Source organism: Shewanella sp. YQ_9 (assembly GCF_043103185.1).
GTDB lineage: Bacteria > Pseudomonadota > Gammaproteobacteria > Enterobacterales > Shewanellaceae > Shewanella > Shewanella algae.
The window spans coordinates 150,997-171,585 of the sequence record NZ_JBICJO010000057.1 but is presented as its reverse complement, the minus strand read 5'-3'; the positions used below and the strand labels follow the sequence as shown (position 1 = coordinate 171,585).

Sequence of the window (20,589 nt, the reverse complement as noted above, 5' to 3'; positions counted from 1 at the left end):
AGACTCTCCTGTTACCAGTATTTTTCGACTGTTATCTGTCCGGGGGCCCGGCGCAGGTTTTTGGCCAAGCCTTTATCGATAAGTGCCGCCGTAGCCCCCTGGATCATTCCGGGATTACCACAAAGCATCAATTGCGAGTCCTTTGCACTTATGCTCAGCCCGGCCTTGGCCTCTATCTCACCGCTTTGCAACCCATCCGGGATGCGACAACGCAGCGCACCGTCAAAGTCTTCACGAGTGACACTGGGCACAAACACAAATTGCTCGTGATAGGTCTGTTGATAGCCGCGGATCTTATCGAGATAGGCGAGATCCTGCACTTCTCTTACCCCGTAAACCAGAACCACTTTATCAAACCGTTGCCAAGGCTCCTGAGTATCCAGCATGGAAAGAAACGGCCCCACAGCAGTACCTGTTGCCAAAAACCACAGGTGGCGCCCCTGTAATTCCCCTTTAGGGATCTCATCCAGGGTCATAAAGCCGGTGGCTTTGTCTGTCACACTAATACTGTCACCCGGCTGCAAAGATTGCAGGTCTGGCGACAACTGGCCTTGATCTACCGCCACCGCCAGTATTTCAAGATAGTCAGTCCCGGGGGCATTCACCAGAGAATAGGCCCGGGCGATACGTTTATCATCCCGCACCTGACTGAGCTTGATAAACTGGCCGGCAATAAACGGCGCTATCTCGGCGGCTATCCTCAGGCTGAATAACTTGCTGTTCCAATCGATACGCTCAATGACCCGGCCTTCAGTCCACATAGCTTCTCCTTAGGTAACACAAGACGATTATTGCAGCATAACTCCATATTCAGCCAACAAAAACCCCTCATAGTGAGGGGTGTTATCTGCAGGTAAGGTTTCGCGTGAGCTCAATTATTCCTGCTCTGTGCTAAAGCTGTCTCTGAATGCCTGCAACCCTTGCTGTACCAGGGAGTAAGTTTCATCTACCCCGGCCTTGATATCGCCTTCCAGCACCTTGAGCCCGGAGAGAATATCCGTCGCCTCTTTAAAGCCCTGATCTATAGCGCCGCCTATAACGTCCATAAAACCGGACAGCTGACTGTCAAAGTCCATGCTGGAATTTTGCTGCTGGTAGACACTGAAGAACTGAGTGGCAAAACTGACAATTCTGTCGGCCGTGGCCTCGGGAGAAGTATCTATCTGCTGATCCTGCACCTGCTGCAGGGCATTTTCCCCCATGTAAGGTGCCAGTTCTTCATTGATGGCCTCAATCGCGGCGCGATATAAGAGACTCATGGGTTCGTTGCCGCTATTGAGGCTTACCTCCTCCTGCGCCGCCAGAATAGCGTTATTCATCAACTGCTGGCTGACATGGCGGGCGCTCTTGCTGCTGGCGACTTCAGATACCGCCTTGCCATGATTCCCGTCCAGTTGTTGGGTCTTGTCCTTGGCCACCTCAGATACCTGAGCGCCATGATTGCGGATTTCCATCTTGGTTTCCTCGTATGAAAAGCGTATCTCAGGTTAATTATCGACCAGTTCAGTAATTAGTTTAGCGATTGTTTACCCAGACCGATAGTCTGAGCTATGATCCCGCATGCTATTTAAGTATTTGATAGGAAATAAAAATGGTAAGAATTTTCCTACTGCTTTGTCTTTCTGTGTTTTTTAGCTTGCCATCCCTTGCCGCTGACACCAATCAAACCATATTTCTGGTTAGGCACGCGGAAAAAGCCCAGGGAACCGATCCCGGGCTGACAGCCGCCGGTAAAGCGCGAGCCGAGGCTCTGGCCGAGGCATTACGGGACACCCAACTGCAAAGGCTAATGTCGAGTGAGTTTCGCCGTACTCAGGAAACCCTGGCGCCGATTGCAACAGCCAAACAACTCAGGATAGAAGTGTTTCCAGCCAAAGCCGGCTTGGAGGCTCACATCAATGCCATAGCTGATGCGGTTAAAGCCAGCCAAGGCAATGTGCTGATCGCCGGCCACAGCAATACAGTTCCGGCCATCATTAAGGCTCTGGGTGGCCCCCTGGTTAGCCTGAATGAGCAGCAATACGACCAACTGTTTATTCTCACCTTGGGAGAACAGGGGCCCACAGGCCTGGTAACCACCCACTTTGGCAGTCAATAAGGATAGAAGATGCGCGAGCAAAACTGGTTTATGTGGGGGCTGGAACTGTTTTCCGGCCTGTTTCTGATAGTCGTCGGCTTAGGGCTTTTGGTGATCACTTACATGTATATCGCCGATGTGATGCAAACCAAGCAGGCGGTGCGGCATAACTACCCTGTTGTAGGCCGATTCAGATATTTCTTCGAGAAAATGGGCGAATTCTTCCGCCAGTACTTTTTTGCCCTCGATCGGGAAGAACTTCCCTTTAATCGCGCCGAGCGTAGTTGGGTATATCGGGCGGCGAAAAATGTTGATCGCACCATAGCCTTCGGCTCCACCAGGCCACTGGAAGCCAACGGCAGTATCATGTTTATGAATACGGCCTTCCCAACGCTGGATCAAGACGTTGTGCCACCAGCGCCTGTGGTTATTGGCCCGGACTGTGAACATCCCTTTGCCACCAGCGCCATTTGCCATATTTCCGCCATGAGCTTTGGCGCCCTCTCCCGCCCGGCTGTTACCGCCCTTTCCCATGGTGCAGCTCAGGCAGGATGCTGGCTCAACACAGGGGAAGGCGGCCTCAGCGCCCACCATCTCAAGGGAAATTGCGATCTGGTGTTTCAGATAGGTACCGCCAAATACGGTGTTCGCAATGCCGAAGGCCACCTGGATGATGACAAGCTCAGGGAAGTGGCCGCTCACTCTCAGGTGAAGATGTTCGAAATCAAACTCAGTCAGGGAGCCAAGCCAGGCAAAGGCGGAATTCTTCCCGGGGTGAAAGTAACCGAAGAGATAGCCACCATTCGCGGCATCCCTGTCGGACAGGACTCCATCAGTCCCAATGGTCATATTGAATTTCACCATGTCGGCGACATTCTCGACATGATAGCCAGAGTCAGGCAAGTGACAGGCAAACCCACAGGGATCAAGGCAGTCTTGGGTGATATCCACTGGTTGGAAGATTTTCTGGAAGAGATTAACCAACGCGGCCATGAATCGGCTCCCGACTTCTTCACCCTCGACAGCGCCGATGGCGGCACAGGCGCGGCGCCGCAAACTCTGATGGATTACGTTGGCCTGCCGCTGAAAGAGAGTCTGCCATTGCTGGTGGATCATCTTCGCCGCCATGGATTGAAGCAGAGGATTAAAGTGATTGCCTCGGGCAAGCTGATCACCCCTTCCAGAGTCGCCTGGGCACTGGCTCTTGGCGCAGACTTCATCGCCTCTGCCAGAGGTAACATGTTTGCGCTGGGATGTATTCAGGCATTGCAGTGCAACAAGGATACCTGCCCTACCGGGATAACCACCCACAACAAGAAGCTGCAACAGGGTTTGGATCCCAGAGACAAATCCACCCGAGTCGCCAACTACAACAAGGCATTACACCATGACCTGGGGATGCTGGCCCATTCCTGTGGAGTCAGTGACCCAAGACAGCTCAAGCCACATCATGTCAGAGTCGTCACTCAAAATGGTCTGTCTGTGTCCTTGGATAAATATTACGCTCACTTCGATCAATAAAGATAATTTAGCTGTCACTAAAGTATAATAGTGGGTAGATTGTGCGTTATGTCACAAAAGTGGTAAGATCTTACTCCTAGTCAAGACTTGCCACTTCCAGAGGATTTTGAAGTGAAAATGACATTTGTCAGTCAGGTCCCCAAGCCGGAAACGAGCAAAACTGCATCGCTCAGCTGCAAGAATTGCAGCCGTTTGATTGAGATTGAGGGAGAGATGCTCTGTTATCGCGGCGGTAAAATAACTGAACTGACGCCGGTAAACGAAGCGAAAAATGGTTTCAACCTACTGTGCGACGGCTGGCAAGCCAACCGCAACCAAACCAAGAAATAGGATCCACTCAGGCTCAGCTGCGCAAAACCCCTTGCGACTGAGCCTGCTTTCTTGACTCACTGATAATCCCTTCCAACGCCGCATTAAAGGTTTCCGCAGATACCATAGACAGAGTCAGGCCACGGGTGGAAACTCTCAGTCCGGCACGTAACTCGGTATGCAGTTGATTGAGGGCAACTTCGTCCATACCCCGCTTTTTCAGATTATCTGCCAAACTGTTCCAGTCTGTACGGACTTTGTCCTGCATTCCTTCGATATTGACCTGCAATACAATGTTTTCCATCTGTGCTGCCCCCAGGCTGACGCTACTTCGGAGTATCAAGTATGCGGCAGCCAGCCTGAATCAATGCTGAACTTGCACCGACTCATCTGCCTGTTTTGTGTGCTGGATCCGCCACAAACGAGCATAATATCCATCGGCGGCCAACAGGTGGTCGTGGGTGCCGGACTCAACCAACCGACCTTGATGCAACACTAAGATTTTATCGGCATCCACCACAGTCGACAGCCTGTGGGCAATCACCAGACTGGTATGGCCCTTGGCAACTTCATCGAGCGCCTTGAGAATAGCCCTCTCGGAGCGGCTGTCCAGTGACGAGGTGGCTTCATCGAAGATCAGTATCGGCGAGCGCTTCAATATCGCCCTGGCAATAGCCACTCGCTGCTTTTCACCGCCGGAGAGTTTCATGCCTCTCTCTCCCACCTTGGTCTGAGCCTGCTGTGGTAATGTCTCAACAAACTGCTTCAGATGGGCCAACTCTATCGCCTGCCAAATCTCGGCGTCAGAAGCATCGGGGCGGCCATAGCGAATGTTTTCAAACAGAGTATCGTTAAACAGCACTGTATCCTGAGGCACTATGGCGATGGCCCGGCGCAGTGCATCTTGGGTCATGTCGCGAATATCTATACCATCGACCCGAATTGCCCCTTGGCTGACATCGTAAAAACGGAACAGCAAGCGTACCAACGTCGATTTACCGGCGCCGCTTTCACCCACTACAGCCACCTTCTGCCCGGGTTCTATCTCAAAACTCACGCCCTTGAGTATCTCCCTGTCACCATAGCCAAAGCCAACCGACTCAAAACTGACTCGGCCCTCTGTCGGCACGATATCCTTGGCCGCTGGGTTGTCTTTTACCAGCGGAGTCTTATCCAGCAGCGAGAACATCCTTTCAATATTGGCCAAGGCTCCACGAATCTCACGATACACAAAACCCAGGAAGTTGAGCGGCATAAAGAGTTGCATCATAAAGGCGTTGATCAACACAAAATCACCCACTGTCATCTGTCCCCGGGTCACTTCAAAAGCCGCGAGCCCCAGCATCAAGGTCATGGCAACAGCAATAATGGTGGCCTGACCGGCATTTAGAGCAAACAGCGACAAGCGATTCTTGCGTTTGGCCACCTCCCAATCCGCCAAAGCCTTGTCATACTCATTCGCCTCATAGGCTTCATTATTGAAGTACTTGACGGTTTCATAGTTAAGCAAACTGTCGATAGCACGGGTATTGGATACAGAGTCGGCCTTTGCCGCCTCACGTACATAGGCGGTGCGCCACTCGGTGGCTATCACAGAGAACAGGCCATAGGCCAACACGGAGCAGAAGGTAATCAGCGCAAACCAGATGCCGTAATTCCACAGCAAAATGGCCACTACCATCAGGATTTCCAGCAAGGTAGGCACTATGTTGAACACCATAAAGCGCATCAGAAAACTGATGCCGCTGGTGCCGCGCTCTATGTCCCTCGATAATCCGCCAGTGCGTCTGTCGAGATGGAACCCAAGATCCAGCCGGTGCAGATGTTCAAATACCTGCAACCCAAGGCGCCGTATCGCTCTCTCTGTTACCCTGCCAAAGAGGGTATCCCTGATCTCCCCTGTGAGTGCATTAACCAATCTCAAGCCGCCATAAGCCAAAACCAACGCCAAGGGCACGGCCAACAGCTGCGCCGTTTGTTCGCCGCCAAGGCCGTCTACCAAATGCTTCAGCAGGAAAGGCAAGCCGACACTGGCGAGCTTTCCCACAACAAGACACGACAGCGCCAGGATAATCCGGCCCTTGTATTCCAGCAGATAGGGCCAGAGAAGTTTGAGCACTTGCCAGTTGAGCTTATCGACGGGACCTTCAAAGTAGAGAGTTGGACGCATACATCTTGCCAGGGGAAAAGAGTGACTCGAGTGTAGCAGTGACCAGGACTCAAGTCTGCGATCTGTTTGGCTGCCCACTCGGAAATAATCACAGCAACTAGCACTTTAGAATGACAAAAATAACATTAGACCTAGACTAAATGACTAGTAACGGAATTTTTATCGCCAAAATCACCTCAAAGAAGCGAAAGATGGTTATGCATGAAAAAAGAATTTGGTACTCTTTCCAGCTATTGAGTACGGGCAGCAACAAGTGTTCAAAAAATGTCAAACAAACCGGCCCGCACCGATTTTTACCGTATATTTTGAAGGAAATCTTATGTTGGATTCAAAAGTTCAATACCCGCCCCTGCCGCTGATCCAAACCTGGGTATGGATGATGATCGAATCAGGCAACCCCGAGATCCAGGAAAAAGGCCGTAACAACCTGATAGCTTCCTTTGGCAGTCTGGCCAAAGCCAACGAATATTTGGCACAGCAAGCCCAAAAATAAAGGCGCCGATGGCGCCTTTATCTATGTAGTAGAAACATTCAACCCTGACGGCGTTTAAGCACGCTGTCGTTGAGCATTGACAGCAGCCTCTCTGTATCATCCCAACCTATGCAGGCATCGGTAATGCTCTGGCCATAACAAAGAGGCTGTCCGGGTTTGAGATCCTGACGTCCTTCCACCAGATGACTCTCCACCATCACCCCAAAAATTGCCTGCTGTTTGGCGGCAATCTGGCCGCAGACATCTTCAGCTACCAACATCTGACGCCGAAAGTCCTTACTGGAGTTAGCATGGCTGAAATCAATCATCACCTTGGGTTTCAAACCGGCACTCTCAAGCTGAGAACATATCTGGGTTACATGGGCCGAGCTGTAGTTGGGCTCGCGTCCACCGCGCAGAATGATATGGCAGTCATCATTCCCCTTGGTTGACACAATCGCCGAATGGCCAAACTTGGTCACAGACAGGAAATGGTGTGGCGCACTGGCGGCCCCAATGGCATCTATCGCCACCTTGGTGGTGCCATCTGTACCGTTTTTGAATCCCACAGGGCAAGAGAGGCCCGATGCCAACTCCCGATGAACCTGGGACTCTGTGGTACGGGCTCCGATAGCGCCCCAACACATGAGGTCGGCCATATACTGCGGGGTGATCATATCGAGAAACTCACCCGCGGTTGGCACCTGGCTGTCATTCAATTCGAGCAGCAGTTTGCGGGCAGTTCTTAGGCCGTCGTTGAGCTTGAAGCTGTTATCCATGTATGGATCGTTAATCAGCCCCTTCCAGCCCACTGTCGTTCTGGGTTTTTCAAAATAAACCCGCATCACCACTTCCAGTTGATCCTGATAGGCCGTTCTGAGCTTGGCCAGACGCTCACCATACTCCAACGCCGCTTCAGGGTCGTGAATAGAGCATGGCCCTATCACCACCAGCAGGCGATCATCCTGTCCCTGAAGAATTCTGTGAATATTTTCCCTGGCCTTAAAGACAGTTGAGGAAGCGCGCTCGGTTGCCGGAAATCGTTCCAGAATGGCTATCGGTGGCAGTAACTCTTTAACTTCATTAATCCGTACATCATCATTCTGGTAATACATAAATGTCACACTACTCCGGCTATTGATAAGAATCTCTTGTTTTGGATAACAGATTCAATCTATCCGTTATATTCAACCAATGCAATTGACTTATATGGGTTTACAGGCAAATCTGCCCTTTTATTGTTTTTTGTATGGCAATCTTATGATTTAATAAAAAATTCTTTAAGTGTGATATTGCAAACGAAAGAGATGTTCAGCAACCAATGGGCAGGCAAACAGCCTATAGGCCCCAGGAACCGAATTATAATTACACCTGATACCCAGTAACCCAAGGCCAACTGTGATCCGACTCTGTCTGCTATCTGTACTCATGCTGATGCCTCTTGCCCAAGCCAAGTCGCAGGCCAATCGGTCGGTGACCTTTTCCACCAGTTTCTCCATCGCGCCTTTCTTTACTGAAGACCGCCACAACGGCATCCAATACCAGTTACTGAAACAAGCCTTGCAACACAGGCAACTCACCTTGGGAGATATCGCTTTTACGCCCCCCAAACGCGCCTTGCGGCTGCTGTTGGCCGGCCAGGTCGATTGTCTTATCAATGCTCCGCCCGGACTCAAAGGGATGCACTACAACCCGAGCCTGCTCAGTTACCAAAACAGCATCTTTCTGCTCGCCGATAACCAGAGAATCATTGAGCAAGTCGCCGATCTCGCCCATATACGCCTGGCGGCCTTTCAAAATGCCAGCCATTACCTGGGAGCGGAATTTGCCAAGATGGCCCGCCTGAATCCGGATTACAGTGAAATTGCCAATCAGAGTAATCAGGTGGCTATGTTGCTGGGGAATAGAGTTGAGGCAATAGTGTTGGAAAGGCGAATTTTTGCCTATAACTATCAAAAACTTGCTGAGAAAAAGGACTCACTTCCTCCTGTAAGGGAAGTATCGCTGTTCGAAGAGGCCCCACGCTTTCTGGCTTGCCGGGATCCTGAGATAGCCGCCGAAATAACCGCCGGTATCGAGTGGCTTTATGAGCAGGGAGTTGCCGAGCGTATTCTGGCCGAACCACCACAGTTTGATGACTGACAATATTCAAACCCGAGTAGTTTTCCATCAGGCTTTATTTATCTGAAAAAGCAGCAGATAAATAAAGTCAAAGCTGAAATTCAAACACAATCCCACATTAAACCCTCTTCAGACAATCAAATATTCCGCATAAAGTCTTGCCGCCTTAACATATCGAAGTTAGCTTAATTAGTGGATGAGCATACTTATCCGTTCAACAAAATAATGACAATCAACAAGAGAAATGCGACATGAAAATATCCACCACCCTAATGATGTTGGGTCTTTGTAGTGTCTGCTCCCTGAGTCATGGCGCCACCGGCGTCGCCTTTGTCCATGGAACAGGAAAACAAACCGATGCCCTGAACGATTACTGGACCCGCGAGTTTGTCGATTCAGTTCGTCAAGGTATCAGCACCCCGAGTAACTATCAGGTCATCAACTGTGACTTCGAACAATATATGTGGGATGAGGCCGCTGCCGGCTGTCTGGTCGCTCAGCTGCAGAGCTTTATCAACGCCCGCAATCTGGATCAACTGATCCTCATCACCCACTCCAATGGCGGCAACATAGTGCGCTGGGTCTTGTCCAATCCCACCTGGGATGGGCGTTATCCAGCTGTGATCAACAGCATCAGCCGAGTGATAGCGCTGGCTCCTTCCAGTGCCGGTACCCCACTGGCCGATGCCGTCACTCAAGGCAATGTGTTTGAAACCAGTCTCGGCTGGCTGCTCGGTTACGACAGCGATGCCGTCAAACAGCAGCAAGTGGGTTGGATGGCGCAATACAACAGTCAATGGCTGTACGGCACAGCCGGGCGCCCTTCTCTGGGTAAGCCTTTTGAAGCTGTTGTCGGCTCGGACGTGGAGTCGGCAGTTTGGGACAGCGACAGCTATTGCGGCGGCTATCAGTACCAGGTCGGGTTGGAGACTACCCAAAACTGGCTGGATAACTGCTCCGACGGTTTTCTTGAGTGCAGCTCCCAGAGTGCCGCCGGCAGTGTCTGGTTTACCGATAAGCAGAAAACCCGTGACAGAGAACCTTTGAGTCACCATCAAAGCCGCCGGGCCTGTTTTAATCTCGACACCCTTCTGCGCAATCATATCTGAGGACGTAAGTATGAAGATGCATATCAGCAAGACACCGCTGCTGGCAGCGATACTCCTGAGCCTCACGGGTTGCCAGGATGATGCCAAGGTAGAACAGAACCAGCAGCCCAAAAGCCTGACCTTGGCCATGGTGCCGCCCCAGACAAGCGATATCAAGGCTTCAGAAGAGCTAGATACAGGGCAATTGCCGCCCTTGAATACTTCCAGGGAAGATGTCAGCTTTGTCAGGGCGCTGTCAGGGGAGTATCAAGCCCAGCTGCCGGACAAAACCGCCAGTGCCAGCAGTGATGAATACTGGTTGATGGTTACAGGCGCCGAGCTTAACCAGGGCATAGAGCTGCCATTAACCCAAGGCAGCAGCGTTATCCGTCTGGCTCCTCGCTGGGATAAAAGCAGCGGCGCCCCGACTGCCCCCAAGAGCATTGCTCCGGACGCAGTTCAACTCAGCTCGGCCGCAGGCAAAACTGAGAACAAGCGTCTTATCCGCCGCGCCGTAGACTCTGAGTCTCTGGCCAGCGCCGGGATGGATGATGACTCCAGTGCCCTGTTGCTGAGCTCAGATATCAAGCCCGGTCTCTATCGCCTGCAGGTCGCCGCAGCGCTGACCGCCACTGACAACTATCTCGTCAATGTCAAAGAGAAAGGGTCTGCCTATCGTCTCAAGTTAAGCACCCCATCATCACTCGAGGCCAACACCCATCTCGAGTTGGAGCTGGCGCTTGAGAACGATAAGGCCATGGGTTCACCTCGTTTGGCCAGTGCCCGGCTGCAGCAAGCAAGCGGCGAGCAAACCCCACTGCAACTCAGCCAAAGTGGCAACAGCTGGCGACTGCAAAATGAGCAGCTGCCCATGCCCTCAAGCAATGCGGGTTTCAGTGAATTGGTGGTCGATATTGAGACACAGGTGGATAACACCTTGGTACGACGAACAGTCAAGACCGCCTTCAAGCAGTTCTATCCATCGGCGCGGCTGGTACCCGAAATCAAAGTTGGTTGGCAAAATGGTCTGCCAAGTGCCCTCAACTTTACGCTGGAGCTGGCCCAAAGTGGTCGTTTTGGGGTGTCGGCAATACTCACAGGGATGGACTCCCAGGGGCGGGAAATCGCCATACTGCAGAGTGAAAGCGCAGCCTGGCTGACACAAGAGCAAAACAGTCTGCAGTTGCCTCTAAACCTTGAGCTAATCCAAAATTCGGGCTTAAAGCCGCCCTATGGTGTCAGGGCAGTTGAGCTCAAGGATATGGGGCAGATGGTGCGCTTGAGTTACCGTGATAAGGCGCTGAGTTTAGATGCCCTTTAAGGCCAACTTTCAGGTAGAGAGAAACTTATAGCCAGAAAGCAACTCATAGCCCAAAAGCAACAAAGCCCGATGCAGATGTCAGCATCGGGCTTTTTACTCTGCAGCTTGGCTGCAACTAATTGCGCCTTTATAACCCCACTCTTTCAGCCAAGCTTTTGAATCAATGCCCTTCCATCGCATGCAACTTGGCCTGATAGCGTTTTTTCTGCTCGCCGTCACCGGCCAGCGCCAACGCCTTTTGCAGATTGCTCTTCGCCCGGTCGGAGTCCCCTTTTGCCCAATAGGTTCTAGACAAACCAAAGTAAAACTCGTGACGATAATCCGCCTTCTCAATCGCTCTTCGATACCAACTCAGTGCCTCGTCATATTGGCTATCCATGTAGGCTTGTTGCGCCATATCATAGTAATAATAAGGATTACGGATCCGGGCAAGCTCCAGTACCTTGTGCACTTCGGCCCATTCATCCAGTCTGTCCTGGCTGCTCAGCATGACCGCCAGGTTATAGAGGGTAGTCATGTTTTCCGGCTCAAGCGTCAACGCATAGCGGTAGACCCGCTCGGCCATCTGTTCCATGCCCCTGGCGCGATAGAGCACCGCCAGGCTGTTGAGCGCCGGAATAAACAGACTCTGCTGTTGCAGGCTCTTTTTCAGCAAGCCGTATGCGAGATCCCAATTCTCATTGATCAATGCCTCGGCCGCCGCATTGTTGTAATACATGGCGACCACAGTACCTTGGCTGATCTTATTGACCTTATAGCTGCGCACAGCACGCTCTGGCATGAAATCCACCAGGATGGAACGCTCGGTGACATGGAAGACATGATTATTCTTGGGCGGGTATAGCTTGAGGTTGATATGACCATTGACCAGATAAAAGGCGCCTTGACGATCCCAGACCGGGGGCACTTCCACATCACGAAATTCAACCTCTATCCCCAGTTGTTGCGCCATGGCCGCCGTCAGGATCACCAGTGACATGCAGTTTCCGGCCCTGTCGTGAAAGGTTTCGGCGGCGGTGCGGGTGTAGTTGTCCTGATAGCGAAAGCCGCCCTTGTCGGCATGGATATAGTCAGCCAACCACTCGTGGGCCAACTCCTGATTGGAGATGAGTGCGCTGCGGCTATAGGCACCTCTGAGCAACTGCACCGCCTCGGTAGGCAAGGCGAATAATTCGGCGGGCTCGGGGATATTCCCAACCTCTTTGAATTGGTTATCCTGAAACAGGCTGCCAAGGGCCATCTTGCTTGGCACCGGGGTACTGTTGCAACCGCAAAATAGCAGCAGCAAAACCGCACCAATTAAGCGACTCAACATGGTAGCGGATAGAGCGCCAGAGAGAACACGAGTGAGAGAGCCGGAGAAAGCGCTTGAGAAAGTGCCTGAGAACATAAGGCCTCCTGAGTTAAGGCTTCTTTACTGAAAGCTTAAGTCAGACTGGCCACTCCTGCCGCGCCAAAGGGTGACAAAATGTGAATATCCCCTAGTTCAAGCCTTCATTCCCGGGAGCGATAACTTCGAAACCCGGCTTGGGGATCCCTATATAGAGCTGCTGTTGCCGGTAAAGATAGGGGCGATAAAAATGGCCATCGCAGGAAAAGTAGCGATAGGGGCGCATGTAAGGAACACATATGGCAGGCAGGCTGCGGAGGATCTCCAGTTGCTGCTGCGAGCGCAGTAGTTCCTGCCACTCATGCTGACGCAGTAATTCATCCCTGACGGCAAAGGCATCGAAGGGCTCACTGGCATCACGAACCACCACTTGACCTGCCTCGGCATTGCCAAGCCACAGCAAGGTGCTGCACAAAGTGCAGAGAAAAGTACCGGTCAGCTTCATTACACTGAGAGTCTTCATCGCCATCCCCTTAGGCTCCAGGCTGTTTCTGCTTTCAGTCTGCCCCCAAGAGCGTCTGTCATCAAGCGCCATAGCCGCAAAATGCGCTTTTCCTGGCCGACTCCCCCCAAGCCAGGTAACCACAAGGCCGGTAACCCCAAAGCCAGCTCTAACCAAAAGCCACCTCACAAGAGATGGCTTAAAGATAAAGGAAGCTTGCCTGGTCTCTCAAGAACACTCATGGCTTATCAGCTGGCGTGCCTGGCCTTTCAACTGGCGTTCTTGGCTTATCAATTGGCGCTCTTGACAGTCACAAACTCAGGATAGGCATCGATACCGCAATCCGACGCGTCCATACCGTTGTATTCTTCCTCTTCGGTCACCCGGATCCCCATGGTCACTTTCAAGGCGCCCCACACCAGCAATGACGCCAGGAACACCCAGGCAGAGATCACCGCAGCGCCAAACAGTTGCCCTGTCACACTGGCATCGGCATTGGACAGAGGCACCATCATCAAACCGAAGAAACCGGCGACCCCGTGCACCGAGATAGCCCCGACAGGATCATCTACCTTGATGCGGTCAAAGCCCACGATGGAGAACACCACCAAACCGCCGGCTACCAGGCCTATCACACCCGCCATAGGCAGAGAGGGCGACAATGGATCGGCCGTGATAGCCACCAAACCAGCCAAAGTACCATTGAGTATCATGGTCAAGTCGGCCTTGCCCCACACCATCTTACAGACGATCAGTGCAGATACCGCGCCGAAGGCCGCCGCCGAATTGGTGTTGACGAAGACTTTGGCCACGGCGCTGGCATTCTCGGCATCAGAGACCAGTAACTGAGAACCACCGTTGAAACCGAACCAACCCATCCAGAGGATAAAAGTCCCCAGGGTTGCCAGCGGCAGGTTGGATCCCGGGATAGGGTTAACCTGGCCATTGGCGCCATATTTACCTTTACGGGCCCCCAGCAGCAAGACGCCGGCCAAGGCCGCGGCCGCACCGGCCATATGCACTATGCCGCTACCGGCAAAGTCGACAAAGCCGGCTTCGGAAAGGAAACCACCGCCCCAGGTCCAGTAACCTTCCACCGGATAGATGACTGCCGTCATTACCAGGCTGAATGCCAGGAAAGCCCACAGGCGCATGCGCTCGGCCACGGCGCCGGAAACAATCGACATGGCTGTAGCCACAAATACCACCTGGAAGAAGAAATCAGACTCCAGCGCATGGTCGGCGTCAGCAGCTTGAGATCCTATCAAGGTGCTGATGCTCGGCAGCCAGCCGCCCTCGCCATTGTCCACATACATGATGTTGTAACCCACTATCAGGTAGGTGATACAGGCGATTGAATAGAGACAGATGTTTTTGGTGAGTATCTCTGTAGTGTTTTTGGAACGCACCAACCCAGCCTCCAGCATGGCGAAACCCGCCGCCATCCACATCACCAGCGCGCCGGAGATCAGAAAGTAAAAGGTGTCCAGCGCAAAACGCAGCTCTGTGACCGTAGTACCCAATTTGCTCAGTTCTTCCATCTTCTCCCCCTTACAGCGCTTCTGTGTCTGTTTCGCCCGTACGAATACGGATAACCTGTTCCAGATCTGTCACAAAGATCTTGCCGTCACCTATCTTGCCGGTATGGGCGGCGTTGGTGATGACCTCCAGCAGGTGCTCAAGATTCTCCGCCTTGGTGGCAATCTCGAGCTTAACCTTGGGCAGAAAGTCCACCTGATACTCGGCTCCCCGATAGAGCTCTGTATGCCCCTTTTGTCGGCCAAAACCTTTTACTTCGGTGACCGTCATCCCCTCAATGCCTATGCCCGCAATCGCTTCGCGGACATCATCAAGCTTGAACGGCTTAATGATTGCGCTGACTAATTTCATCCAGACCTCCAGAATCGCCTTGCTGTATTGGTGTTATGCCAAAAGCAATTCAAGCATCAGGCCAAAATGTTAATTTTTTGTTTTATAAAGAGTTAGCTTTTACGGGCCAGGTTAAGAGCTGCAGATATGCACCAATTAAGTGCAAGTAAGGCTTATGCGCACAAAAAAAGCGCAATCATCTACGACCTAAGGCCTATTGGCTTAAGCCCTGTACTGACGTTAACTGAATGTCCTGTCGTTGACTGGAGAGAAAGAAGGACTCGTTTGCACCTGTCCTAAGACCAACCTAAAGGAGAACAAGATGTTAAAAGCGGAAGAATGTGTGCTGGTCATAGTGGATGTTCAGGGCAAACTGGCGCAGATAATGGACAAGAGTGAACAGCTGCATCAACAACTGGCCATGCTGATAGAAGGCACGGCCTTGTTTGATATCCCAGTGCTCTGGCTGGAACAGTTGCCACAGAAGCTCGGCCCTACGACAGAGTCGCTGGCTGCCCTGCTATCCAAGACCACTTCGCCGATTGCCAAGCATCACTTCAGTGGCTGGCACTGCCCGGCGTTCCGTGAGGCACTGTTGAGCACGGGCCGCAAACAGGTACTGCTGGCCGGGATAGAGACCCATGTCTGTGTCTATCAAACCTGTGGTGATCTTATCGAGCAGGGTTTCTATGTGCACTTGATAGCCGATGCCGTCAGCTCCCGCAGTGAAAGCAACAAACGCTTGGGAATAGAGATGATGAAGCAGCAGGGAGCCAGGCTCAACAACAGCGAATCTTTATTGTTTGAACTGCAACATCAGGCAGAAGGTGAACGCTTTAAGGCTCTGCTTAAGCTGATCAAATAAGCCTGTAATCACTCACTGGCTACCACTGCTGGCTTGTAAGATAAAAAATCCCCGCGGTGCGGGGATTTTTCATTTTGTTATGTTAACGACTGTTACTTGTAGGTTGCTTCACGCTTCTTGGCTTCAGCATCCCACTTAGGCAGAACATTTTTCTTGAAGTCTTCCTTGTCGGAAACCATCTTCTTCATGTCCATACCCAGAGCAGCCTGAGCCTTGGCCTTGGTGGAGATATCAGGCAGAGCGACAGGCTCTGTGATACCTTTCTTGGCCAGCAGCTGCGCCAGTTTCACCCGGGCATTGGCAGCCTTGTCAACCGCAGTACCCAGTACCCGCAGCGCTTCATCAGGAGCGTGAGCCGCGACACCGTGAGAGGCGATAGCATAATCCCAGCGCCATTGAGCATGACGGATATCAGTCAGGATTGGCTTCATCTCGGCTTCGGTCGCACCGGCTTTCCAGGCGGCAGCAGCTTCGAAGTGTGCCTTGACGATTTGATCTTCAGCCTTCAGCTTCAGCTCTTTAACTTTGGCTTTACGCTCGGCAGTCAGGTTCTCCATAAACTCTTTGCTCTGAGTGTGGCACTGAGCACAGGTTTCTTCGAAGCGGTCGAACGGATTACCCACTTTGTGATCGGTGAACTTACGACCCTTGTCGTTGGTTACTTTCGGCATGTGACAGTCAACACAGGTCACGTTGTTCTTACCGTGAACCCCCAGCTGCCAGGTTTCATAACCTGGGTGCTGTGCCTTCAGCATAGGAGTCTTGGACAGAGCGTGAGTCCAGTCGGCAAACTCGATGGCATCGTAGTAAGCTTCCATGGATTCCACTGTAGTGCCTTGATCCCATGGGAACTTAACAAAGCCCTTACGGCCTTCCACTTTCTCAAAGTAGTATTCTACGTGACACTGGCCACAAACCATGGATTGCTTGTCTTTGCGGGAAGCCTTATCAAATGGCGTACCCAGGGTCTCCATGGCGCGCTCGGCAAAAGGACGGCCCAAACGCAGCTTGGGCGAACCTTTCTCGTGACAATCGCCACAACCTATGGCGTTAACCACTTCAGGGCCACCTTTGGCCCACTTGCCGGTGAAGTAACCATCTTCACCCTGCTCTTCAATCAGGCGAGGTACATCCGGGCTCTTACAGCTCCAGCAAGCCATTGGCATTGGACCATCTTCGGCACTCTTTGGCGCACCGGTACGCAGGGTGTTGCGCACATCGGTCACGGCATAAATGTGGCCACGAGGAGCATTGTAGTCCTTGGCGAAACCATAACCGGCCCACAGGATCACCAGGTTGGGATCTTCTGCCAATACGTCAACAATTTCAGAACTCTTTGCAGTGTCATGCCAACTGGCATATTGATTTTTGAACTTGTCTTTGTAGACTTCGTTGCGAGGCTCGGTCTTGTCACTCGCAAACGCACCGGCAGCCATTACGCTTGCCGCGACCAATGCACTGAGTGCAAAGGATTTTTGGCTTAATTTTTTCACCATCTCATCTCCGTGTTACTTTATCGTTATTTGCAATAACCACGACATCTCCAAAGTCAAAAGTAGCCGCTTGAATACGCCAAAAATATACCTCTTAGGGGGTATCCGGAGCGAAGTTTGCGCCAGATCAAAATGTGAAGGCGATGTTGTTCACATTTTTGTACTCTTGTTAATGTATTCAAGCGCTGGCTAATGTAGAACTCTGAGACCCAAGTCCTTTTTTATTCTCGACAATCTTATCGGCGCGTTTTCTTTCCGATAATCGAGAGTAATGCTGCAGGGACTGAGGAAATCTTAGCAAAAGTGAGTGAATATTTCATGAAACGAGGCAGTTTGACCTCTACCATTTTAGGCTTAATGCTGACCCTTATCCTGCTCTCAAGCGGTCTGGCCACTTTTGCCATTATCAATCTGTCTTACAGCCTGGGAGATGCCAGGGCGATCAACGCTTCCGGCTCCCTGCGAATGCAGAGCTACCGGCTGATGTTTTATGCCAACTCCGGCAGTGAAGAAGCGCTGCAAAAAATTCGCGAATTTGAAAACACCCTCTACTCAGATGCCTTGGTACGCTCTATGGACTGGTCATCGCCGGCCAGGCTCGGGCAGCAATACCAACTGGTGATCAGCAAGTGGAAGGTCATGAAGTACTACATAGAGCAGGAAGACTCGCGCAACTATGCCTCCTCGCTGAAAGACTTTGTCGATACCATAGATTTGCTGGTATTGGAGATGGAGCACCACGCCGCCTTCAAACTAAGATTGCTGGCCGTCAGCCAGATAGTGGGCTTGGGGTTGATGCTGCTGATTGCCTTTATCGCCGTGCGCTTTACCAAACGCAAGGTGGTGGTGCCGCTGCAACAGATGATGGAATCGGCCAACACTATTTCCAAGGGTAACTTTGCCGTCGAAATGCCGAAGACGGAATATATTGAGCTCAGCGCTCTTTCCGATGCCCTCGACAGTACGGCTCAGGAGCTGGCAACTCTCTACGGCAACCTGGAAACTCAGGTGAAGGAGAAGACCCTGGCGTTGACCCGTGCCAACCGTGAGCTCAAATTTCTTTATGACAATCTGGTGTTGCTGCATTCGGGCAAACTCAATTTCGAGGTGATGCGGCAGTCGCTGCTGCAACTCAAGGAGTATGAGCACCTGCAACATCTGCGGCTGATTATTCAGCAGGATGAAGATGCCATGGAGGTGATCGCCACCGACGAGGATATCTGGCCGCAATCCGGACAGACCATGCAGTTTCCGCTCAAGTTTGAACAACAGGAACTCGGCTTTCTGGAAGTGATAGGCGAGCACGATATCAATGTGCCCCTGTTTGAAAACTTCGCCATCATGCTGGCTCGCTCGATAGTGATTCACAACGCCTCCGAACAACGCCAACAGCTGGCCCTGCTGGAAGAGCGGGCGGTTATCGCCAGGGAGCTACACGATTCTCTTGGGCAACTGCTGTCCTTCCTGAAAATCCAGATAAGTTTGCTGCGTAAAGGCCTCGACCAGAGCTGCAAAAGCCCGGCGGTGACCCAACAGCTCGAAGAACTCAATGAAGGGGTGACCACAGCCTACGCCCAGCTCAGAGAACTGCTGTCTACCTTCCGCCTGACTGTTAAAGAACCCAATCTGCGCAACGCCCTCGAGGCCATGCTGGAGCAACTGCGCAGCCAAACAGACACGGAGCTGGAACTCAGCTATCGCCTGCCGCCACAGTTACTGGCGGCGCACCAACATATTCATATTCTGCAGCTCACCCGAGAAGCCACCCTCAATGCCATTAAACATGCAAATGCGAGTCGTATTTGTATCAGCTGCGAAAAGAACTCTGATAACATGGTGGTTATCAGTGTCGAAGACAACGGCATAGGCCTGGCGCATATCAAGGAAAGGGATCAACATTTCGGCATAGGGATAATGCACGAGCGAGCCAGCCGCCTCTCGGGTATGGTTGAATTTTCCAGCAATGCGTCGGGAGGCACCAGTGTTGTCCTGACTTTCCCACCTCAGCAGGAGCCACATCATGGGTAAACCTTATTCAGTTCTGGTAGTCGATGACCATCCCTTACTGCGTCGCGGTATCTGTCAGTTACTGGCATCCGATCCTGACTTTAGTCTCTTCGGTGAAGCCGGTACCGGGCTCGACGCCTTGGCGGCTACCGCCGAAAACGAACCGGACATTATCCTGCTGGATCTGAATATGAAAGGCATGACGGGTCTCGATACTCTGAACGCCCTGCGTCAGGAGGGAGTCACCTCCAGAATCGTTATCCTGACGGTTTCCGATGCCAAACAGGATGTTATCCGTTTGCTGCGAGCCGGCGCCGATGGTTACCTGCTCAAGGATACCGAACCCGATCTGCTGCTTGGGCAGCTGAAAGAAGCCATGTCCGGCCACCGAGTGATCAGCGCCGAAGTGGAAGACTATCTGTTTGAATTGAAAAATGCCGCCGACGAGGAAGCCTGGCTCGATAGCCTGACACCGAGAGAGTTGCAGATACTGCAGCATCTGGCTGAAGGCCAGAGCAACAGGGTGATCTCCGAAGAACTGCATATCAGCGAAGGCACGGTCAAGGTGCATGTCAAAAACCTGCTTCGCAAGGCCAATGCCAAGTCCCGCACCGAAATGGCGGTGCGTTATCTCAACCGTTAAGCCACGAAAAAGGGACGCCACTGCGTCCCTTCTCATTGCTGCCAATGCCGCTTGTTCAGCGGCTCTGGTGCAGAAAGTCACACCAACTCTCAAGCACATCCTGAAAGTCTTCCAGGCCGCACCAGGCTTCTGACTCGGCATCATAAAGAGAGAGGGACTCATCCAACTCCTGACTCTCACCGAATTCGAGCACATTGGCGTAAACCCGCACCTGCTCCTGATCCAGTTGCAGCGTCAGATCCCGGCCAATCAACTGCCATTCGCGAATGCGCCCTGACTGTAAATCCGCCAATGCCTGTTTGACCTGAGTGCAGATCTCGGCGTTATCCGCCAACTCTTCAGAGAACCATTGCCCCAGTACATGATGCTCCATACTGAAGCGGGCCATTGCGGTTCCCGTCAGTGAATTGCGCCGAAATTCGTATTCCATGGTGCCACTTCTTTTGCTGTAATCAAACCTATCCTAATTTTAACCCAGAGCCCAGGGGATTGCCCATAGTTATGCCTGGGCTTTACTTTCTATCGTAATATCATTCCCTATAGAAGTTTGACTTGCTCAGAACTGTGTCAACCATTGGGGTTCAAGCCAGATTGGCGATGGCATAGTGATGCTACGGCGAGACAAGTTGGTGTAGTCATCGGGTGGCTGACAAGCTCCCCAAGGGCGAGTTGAAAAAGCACGTATGCGGCGCAAGCCAATGTCGCTTTATCCCGATATCCTTCCATTACTTTACTTGCCTGCCCAGCTTTTCATTGTCACTGAGTGAGTAAATTCCTATGCCCAGTGGTATAACTAGGTTA

The 20,589-nt window shown here is 52.0% G+C and carries 21 protein-coding genes; 10 read left to right on the top strand and 11 right to left on the bottom strand.

Going from position 1 to position 20,589, the window contains the following annotated elements:
• Positions 1-11: 11 nt before the first annotated feature.
• Entirely contained in the window at positions 12-761 is a 750-nt protein-coding gene (locus ACF8D4_RS15830) for a ferredoxin--NADP reductase (RefSeq protein ID WP_044733870.1), read from the bottom strand.
• Positions 762-875: 114 nt separating this feature from the next.
• A complete protein-coding gene (locus ACF8D4_RS15825; protein WP_044733869.1) occupies positions 876-1,454 on the bottom strand; it encodes a DUF5610 domain-containing protein in 579 nt (192 codons plus the stop codon).
• Between the two features lie 137 nt (positions 1,455-1,591).
• Here ACF8D4_RS15825 and ACF8D4_RS15820 point away from each other — a divergent pair, with 137 nt between their 5' ends.
• The 3 genes from ACF8D4_RS15820 (at position 1,592) to ACF8D4_RS15810 (ending at position 3,928) form a co-directional block, all read left to right on the top strand.
• Positions 1,592-2,098 (top strand): phosphoglycerate mutase family protein, encoded by a 507-nt coding sequence (locus ACF8D4_RS15820; RefSeq protein ID WP_037466670.1) that lies wholly within the window; start codon positions 1,592-1,594, stop codon positions 2,096-2,098.
• A gap of 9 nt (positions 2,099-2,107) precedes the next feature.
• Positions 2,108-3,598, top strand: a complete 1,491-nt coding sequence (locus tag ACF8D4_RS15815; RefSeq protein ID WP_144221055.1) for an FMN-binding glutamate synthase family protein — start codon at positions 2,108-2,110, stop codon at positions 3,596-3,598.
• 117 nt (positions 3,599-3,715) lie between these two features.
• Positions 3,716-3,928, top strand: coding sequence for a hypothetical protein (locus ACF8D4_RS15810; RefSeq protein WP_243889803.1), 213 nt, complete (start codon positions 3,716-3,718; stop codon positions 3,926-3,928).
• Positions 3,929-3,941: 13 nt separating this feature from the next.
• Here the strand turns inward: ACF8D4_RS15810 and ACF8D4_RS15805 are convergent, their stop codons facing one another.
• The gene (locus tag ACF8D4_RS15805; RefSeq protein WP_025011513.1) at positions 3,942-4,211 is read right to left on the bottom strand and encodes a hypothetical protein; all 270 of its coding nucleotides are present in this window, start codon (positions 4,209-4,211) and stop codon (positions 3,942-3,944) included.
• A gap of 60 nt (positions 4,212-4,271) precedes the next feature.
• Positions 4,272-6,077: an ABC transporter ATP-binding protein/permease gene (locus ACF8D4_RS15800; protein ID WP_208125591.1), complete on the bottom strand. Its 1,806-nt coding sequence runs from the start codon at positions 6,075-6,077 to the stop codon at positions 4,272-4,274.
• Between the two features lie 319 nt (positions 6,078-6,396).
• Between ACF8D4_RS15800 and ACF8D4_RS15795 the strand changes: the two genes are divergently transcribed.
• Entirely contained in the window at positions 6,397-6,570 is a 174-nt protein-coding gene (locus ACF8D4_RS15795; RefSeq protein ID WP_096142315.1) for a hypothetical protein, read from the top strand.
• A gap of 38 nt (positions 6,571-6,608) precedes the next feature.
• On the opposite strand, the gene aroG is transcribed toward ACF8D4_RS15795, so the two are convergent.
• On the bottom strand, positions 6,609-7,664 hold the full coding sequence (aroG, locus tag ACF8D4_RS15790) for a 3-deoxy-7-phosphoheptulonate synthase AroG (RefSeq protein ID WP_304716360.1): 1,056 nt from the start codon (positions 7,662-7,664) through the stop codon (positions 6,609-6,611).
• A 283-nt stretch (positions 7,665-7,947) separates the two neighbouring features.
• On the opposite strand from aroG, the gene ACF8D4_RS15785 reads away from it, so the two are divergent.
• The 3 genes from ACF8D4_RS15785 to ACF8D4_RS15775 all read left to right on the top strand — a co-directional run bounded on the left by ACF8D4_RS15785 (position 7,948) and on the right by ACF8D4_RS15775 (position 11,079).
• Entirely contained in the window at positions 7,948-8,691 is a 744-nt protein-coding gene (locus tag ACF8D4_RS15785) for a transporter substrate-binding domain-containing protein (RefSeq protein ID WP_144165105.1), read from the top strand.
• A gap of 230 nt (positions 8,692-8,921) precedes the next feature.
• Complete coding sequence (locus tag ACF8D4_RS15780; RefSeq protein ID WP_107006049.1) at positions 8,922-9,779, top strand: hypothetical protein; 858 nt, start codon at positions 8,922-8,924, stop codon at positions 9,777-9,779.
• A 10-nt stretch (positions 9,780-9,789) separates the two neighbouring features.
• Positions 9,790-11,079 (top strand): DUF4785 domain-containing protein, encoded by a 1,290-nt coding sequence (locus tag ACF8D4_RS15775; RefSeq protein WP_107006050.1) that lies wholly within the window; start codon positions 9,790-9,792, stop codon positions 11,077-11,079.
• Positions 11,080-11,239: 160 nt separating this feature from the next.
• Here ACF8D4_RS15775 and ACF8D4_RS15770 read toward each other — a convergent pair whose 3' ends face one another.
• The 4 genes from ACF8D4_RS15770 to glnK form a co-directional block, all read right to left on the bottom strand.
• The gene (locus ACF8D4_RS15770) at positions 11,240-12,394 is read right to left on the bottom strand and encodes a tetratricopeptide repeat protein (protein WP_144165217.1); all 1,155 of its coding nucleotides are present in this window, start codon (positions 12,392-12,394) and stop codon (positions 11,240-11,242) included.
• Between the two features lie 166 nt (positions 12,395-12,560).
• On the bottom strand, positions 12,561-12,932 hold the full coding sequence (locus tag ACF8D4_RS15765; RefSeq protein ID WP_243891840.1) for a hypothetical protein: 372 nt from the start codon (positions 12,930-12,932) through the stop codon (positions 12,561-12,563).
• A gap of 269 nt (positions 12,933-13,201) precedes the next feature.
• On the bottom strand, positions 13,202-14,452 hold the full coding sequence (locus ACF8D4_RS15760) for an ammonium transporter (RefSeq protein WP_107006052.1): 1,251 nt from the start codon (positions 14,450-14,452) through the stop codon (positions 13,202-13,204).
• Positions 14,453-14,462: 10 nt separating this feature from the next.
• Entirely contained in the window at positions 14,463-14,801 is a 339-nt protein-coding gene (gene glnK, locus ACF8D4_RS15755) for a P-II family nitrogen regulator (RefSeq protein ID WP_025011521.1), read from the bottom strand.
• A 301-nt stretch (positions 14,802-15,102) separates the two neighbouring features.
• Between glnK and ACF8D4_RS15750 the strand changes: the two genes are divergently transcribed.
• Positions 15,103-15,645 carry a hydrolase gene (locus tag ACF8D4_RS15750; RefSeq protein WP_044733845.1) on the top strand — a complete coding sequence of 181 codons (543 nt, stop codon included), beginning with the start codon at positions 15,103-15,105 and terminating at the stop codon, positions 15,643-15,645.
• 92 nt (positions 15,646-15,737) lie between these two features.
• Here ACF8D4_RS15750 and nrfA read toward each other — a convergent pair whose 3' ends face one another.
• Positions 15,738-17,141, bottom strand: coding sequence for an ammonia-forming nitrite reductase cytochrome c552 subunit (gene nrfA, locus ACF8D4_RS15745; RefSeq protein ID WP_028780136.1), 1,404 nt, complete (start codon positions 17,139-17,141; stop codon positions 15,738-15,740).
• Positions 17,142-17,456: 315 nt separating this feature from the next.
• Here nrfA and narQ point away from each other — a divergent pair, with 315 nt between their 5' ends.
• Both narQ and ACF8D4_RS15735 read left to right on the top strand, forming a co-directional pair.
• Entirely contained in the window at positions 17,457-19,166 is a 1,710-nt protein-coding gene (gene narQ / locus ACF8D4_RS15740; RefSeq protein ID WP_028780137.1) for a nitrate/nitrite two-component system sensor histidine kinase NarQ, read from the top strand.
• Positions 19,159-19,788: a response regulator gene (locus ACF8D4_RS15735; RefSeq protein ID WP_025011524.1), complete on the top strand. Its 630-nt coding sequence runs from the start codon at positions 19,159-19,161 to the stop codon at positions 19,786-19,788. The genes narQ and ACF8D4_RS15735 overlap by 8 nt, the downstream gene beginning before the upstream one ends.
• 55 nt (positions 19,789-19,843) lie before the next feature.
• Here ACF8D4_RS15735 and ACF8D4_RS15730 read toward each other — a convergent pair whose 3' ends face one another.
• Complete coding sequence (locus tag ACF8D4_RS15730; protein WP_025011525.1) at positions 19,844-20,218, bottom strand: YacL family protein; 375 nt, start codon at positions 20,216-20,218, stop codon at positions 19,844-19,846.
• Between the last annotated feature and the right edge of the window lie 371 nt (positions 20,219-20,589).

Excerpts from the sequence above, each read along its gene's own strand:
- ACF8D4_RS15765 (WP_243891840.1), bottom strand. The coding sequence starts at position 12,932 with ATGAAGACTCTCAGTGTAATGAAGCTGACCGGTACTTTTCTCTGCACT.
- glnK (WP_025011521.1), bottom strand. The coding sequence starts at position 14,801 with ATGAAATTAGTCAGCGCAATCATTAAGCCGTTCAAGCTTGATGATGTC.
- ACF8D4_RS15750 (WP_044733845.1), top strand. The coding sequence starts at position 15,103 with ATGTTAAAAGCGGAAGAATGTGTGCTGGTCATAGTGGATGTTCAGGGC.
- ACF8D4_RS15795 (WP_096142315.1), top strand. The coding sequence starts at position 6,397 with ATGTTGGATTCAAAAGTTCAATACCCGCCCCTGCCGCTGATCCAAACC.
- ACF8D4_RS15830 (WP_044733870.1), bottom strand. The coding sequence starts at position 761 with ATGTGGACTGAAGGCCGGGTCATTGAGCGTATCGATTGGAACAGCAAG.
- ACF8D4_RS15760 (WP_107006052.1), bottom strand. The coding sequence starts at position 14,452 with ATGGAAGAACTGAGCAAATTGGGTACTACGGTCACAGAGCTGCGTTTT.
- ACF8D4_RS15780 (WP_107006049.1), top strand. The coding sequence starts at position 8,922 with ATGAAAATATCCACCACCCTAATGATGTTGGGTCTTTGTAGTGTCTGC.
- ACF8D4_RS15810 (WP_243889803.1), top strand. The coding sequence starts at position 3,716 with ATGACATTTGTCAGTCAGGTCCCCAAGCCGGAAACGAGCAAAACTGCA.
- ACF8D4_RS15770 (WP_144165217.1), bottom strand. The coding sequence starts at position 12,394 with ATGTTGAGTCGCTTAATTGGTGCGGTTTTGCTGCTGCTATTTTGCGGT.
- narQ (WP_028780137.1), top strand. The coding sequence starts at position 17,457 with ATGAAACGAGGCAGTTTGACCTCTACCATTTTAGGCTTAATGCTGACC.
- ACF8D4_RS15735 (WP_025011524.1), top strand. The coding sequence starts at position 19,159 with ATGGGTAAACCTTATTCAGTTCTGGTAGTCGATGACCATCCCTTACTG.
- ACF8D4_RS15730 (WP_025011525.1), bottom strand. The coding sequence starts at position 20,218 with ATGGAATACGAATTTCGGCGCAATTCACTGACGGGAACCGCAATGGCC.
- ACF8D4_RS15800 (WP_208125591.1), bottom strand. The coding sequence starts at position 6,077 with ATGCGTCCAACTCTCTACTTTGAAGGTCCCGTCGATAAGCTCAACTGG.
- ACF8D4_RS15815 (WP_144221055.1), top strand. The coding sequence starts at position 2,108 with ATGCGCGAGCAAAACTGGTTTATGTGGGGGCTGGAACTGTTTTCCGGC.
- ACF8D4_RS15805 (WP_025011513.1), bottom strand. The coding sequence starts at position 4,211 with ATGGAAAACATTGTATTGCAGGTCAATATCGAAGGAATGCAGGACAAA.
- ACF8D4_RS15825 (WP_044733869.1), bottom strand. The coding sequence starts at position 1,454 with ATGGAAATCCGCAATCATGGCGCTCAGGTATCTGAGGTGGCCAAGGAC.
- nrfA (WP_028780136.1), bottom strand. The coding sequence starts at position 17,141 with ATGGTGAAAAAATTAAGCCAAAAATCCTTTGCACTCAGTGCATTGGTC.
- aroG (WP_304716360.1), bottom strand. The coding sequence starts at position 7,664 with ATGTATTACCAGAATGATGATGTACGGATTAATGAAGTTAAAGAGTTA.
- ACF8D4_RS15775 (WP_107006050.1), top strand. The coding sequence starts at position 9,790 with ATGAAGATGCATATCAGCAAGACACCGCTGCTGGCAGCGATACTCCTG.
- ACF8D4_RS15820 (WP_037466670.1), top strand. The coding sequence starts at position 1,592 with ATGGTAAGAATTTTCCTACTGCTTTGTCTTTCTGTGTTTTTTAGCTTG.